Genomic DNA, 2,482 nt, shown 5'->3' on the forward strand with positions numbered 1-2,482 from the left:
CCCAGCTTTCCGCTGGTCTCCCTCTCGGCGACTTAGAAAACAATACACCCACCCAAGCCCCACCGCAACTCCACCCCCGGCCACGCTCCCACCGCTCCGCAGCCCCGGGAATCCGCGGCAGAACGAGGCTTCGGACCCCCAAACGGCACCCCGGCTCGGCCTGCACGCCCTGTAGTCTCCATCACATCCTGGCATCGCGGCCGCTACCATCTGGAAGGTGAAGGCAGCCCGCCGGCGCCAGAGACGAAGCTTGCCCACATACTTGCATCCCGGTTGGCCTCCAAGGTCTTTCGCACTAAGAGGTCCCGGACTGCGGCGAACGCGGCCGGCAACCGCGCTACAACCGACGTCGTCCGCGACGACGTCCTGGTGCTCAGGGCGGGGGACCAAGTGACCCCGGACGCCGCCGTACTCGAATTATCCGGCCTCGAGGCAGCCGAATCGCTCCTCCCGGGCGAATCGGACCATGCGTCCCCCACTCCGGACCCGGTCCGTCGGCGTGCACTTCAAGCCGTGGTGGCTGGCGCCGTTCCTGCCGACGCCCGCGGACGAGCTGTGTGACTGGCCGGTGACGGTAGAGCAGGTTTGGGGCCGGGCCGCCATTGCTGAGCTGCGATACCGGCTGGCCACGGCGGACGGACCGCACGAGATGCTGACGCTGCTCGAGGAGAAGCTAATGCGACGGCTGTGCGAGGCCGCCGGCCTGGGGCTGGTCCGCCATTCGAGCAGTGTCATCGCGGCGACCAGCGGGGCGGTGGCGATGGGCGACCTGAGCGTGGCGGCCGGCGTCAGCAGCACTCATCTGGCACAGCGGTCCGAGGAGCTCATCGGCGTCACGCCGAAGCCGCTGGCCCGCACCTACCGCTTCGCCGCCACCGTGTTCGCTATCAACCCCTCGCACCGATCGACTGGGACGACCTCGCCGGTGGCGCAGGCTACTTCGACCAGGGCCACTTCGGCCACGAGTTCCGGGCGTTCACCAGGCTCACGCCGACCCGGTACGTCGAAGTCCGGAGGCAGTTCCTGCGCGAACATCCCGGCCACGCGCTGGACAGCTGGCCGCTGCCGGCCGATTGATTTCTCACAGGAGCGACACTTCACGACACGCTAATGTAGGGGCATCCCAACGCAGAGGAGCGCCTCATGGGCAAGGTAGTCATGTACAGCTCGGTGTCGGTGGACGGCTTCATCGCGGACGAGAACGACCAGCCCGGACCCCTGTTCGACTGGTTGACCAGCGGTGACGTGCCGTTGGACGAGAGCGGCGAGTTGAAGGTGTCGCAGACGTCCTACGACTACACCCGGCCGTACTGGGACCAGATCGGAGCGACCGTCGTCGGCCGCCACGTCTTCGACATGACGGACGGCTGGGACGGGAAGCCTCCGGGCGGGATCGACCACGTGGTCGTCGTGACGCACCGGCCGGAGCCTGAGGGCTGGGAGCCGGAAGCGCCGTTTCACTTCGTCGACGGCGTCGAGGCAGCCGTGGCCAGGGCGCAGGAGCTGGCCGGTGAACGCATGGTCGAGGTGGCTGCTGGCGACGTCGGTGGCCAGGTGCTTGCCGCGGGCCTGATCGACGAGGTGCGCATGGACGTCGTACCCGTCGTGTTCGGGTCCGGCAAGCGCTACTTCGGGTCGGTCCACGCGCAACACCTGTTGGAGGATCCTGACGTGGTCATTCAGGGCAACCGGGTGCTTCACCTGCGCTATCAGGTACGCCGTTGACCGATCTGAGCGGGTACGCGAAGAAATCCACTGCGAACGGTGACACAAGATCGGACCTCCGGCTGCGATTGCGCATCGCTGTCCCTGGTCGAGCCGACGCCGATCCGCCCCAGCACCTCACCTGCGGCAAGTTCAACTCAAGATCACTGCCTGCCGGTTCCGTCGTAGCTTTGTCCGCCCCACCCCAGTATGAGCGGATCTTCGCCAATGCAGGGTGTAGTCGGGGTCTGAATCCGCCTGTCTCGAGTAGGGACCGGACGATGTAGTTGGGTGAGGTTGCGGAAGCCGCGGGCGGAGCCGCGCAGGTGCTCCAGGCGGCCGTTGATCGCTTCGGTTGGACCGTTGCTGGTGCCGGGCCGGTCGAAGTAGGCCAGTACGTCAGCGACTCGCTTGCTCAGGGAGCGGCCGAGCTTGACGATCTCGACCAGCGGCCTGGGAACGCCGGCGCTGAGCGACTCGACCAGCTTGACCATCAGCCGCGGCCCGCGGCTGGGTCGGGGTGCCGGTAGGCGGCGATCGTCCAAGCGGCAGAACGTGGTCAGGTCAGGGCAGCCGAAGGTAGCGTCAGGCACGTCGGGGTCTTCCAGATGGGCGGCGTAGGAACCTCCATCCTCGGAAGACCTCGACACCATTGGCCGGCTCGGCGACGCCCGGGCCCCCAACGTGGCCGGGAGCCTGCGGGTGTTTTTGGGTTAAATGCGGGAGGACCCCCAACCTGTGTTGGGGGTCCTCGACCGTTAATGGTGTTCCGGCGGTG

General features: G+C 67.1%; 2 protein-coding genes and 1 pseudogene. 2 read left to right on the plus strand and 1 reads right to left on the minus strand.

Features of this window, described 5'->3' with window-relative positions; genetic code table 11:
• Positions 1–466: 466 nt before the first annotated feature.
• On the plus strand, positions 467–1,111 hold the full coding sequence (locus tag ACFRJ8_RS22545) for a hypothetical protein (protein ID WP_377988589.1): 645 nt from the start codon (positions 467–469) through the stop codon (positions 1,109–1,111).
• Positions 1,112–1,143: 32 nt separating this feature from the next.
• Positions 1,144–1,725, plus strand: a complete 582-nt coding sequence (locus tag ACFRJ8_RS22550) for a dihydrofolate reductase family protein (protein ID WP_377988590.1) — start codon at positions 1,144–1,146, stop codon at positions 1,723–1,725.
• Between the two features lie 205 nt (positions 1,726–1,930).
• Here the strand turns inward: ACFRJ8_RS22550 and ACFRJ8_RS22555 are convergent.
• Positions 1,931–2,242 (minus strand): annotated as a pseudogene (locus tag ACFRJ8_RS22555) (transposase); the annotation flags it as partial.
• Between the last annotated feature and the right edge of the window lie 240 nt (positions 2,243–2,482).

This window comes from Arthrobacter sp. NPDC056886, from assembly GCF_042788715.1.
Classification (GTDB): Bacteria; Actinomycetota; Actinomycetes; order Actinomycetales; family Micrococcaceae; genus Arthrobacter.

Bases quoted from the DNA above. Each gene is read 5' to 3' on its own strand.
- ACFRJ8_RS22545 (WP_377988589.1), top strand. From the start codon at position 467: ATGCGTCCCCCACTCCGGACCCGGTCCGTCGGCGTGCACTTCAAGCCG.
- ACFRJ8_RS22550 (WP_377988590.1), top strand. From the start codon at position 1,144: ATGGGCAAGGTAGTCATGTACAGCTCGGTGTCGGTGGACGGCTTCATC.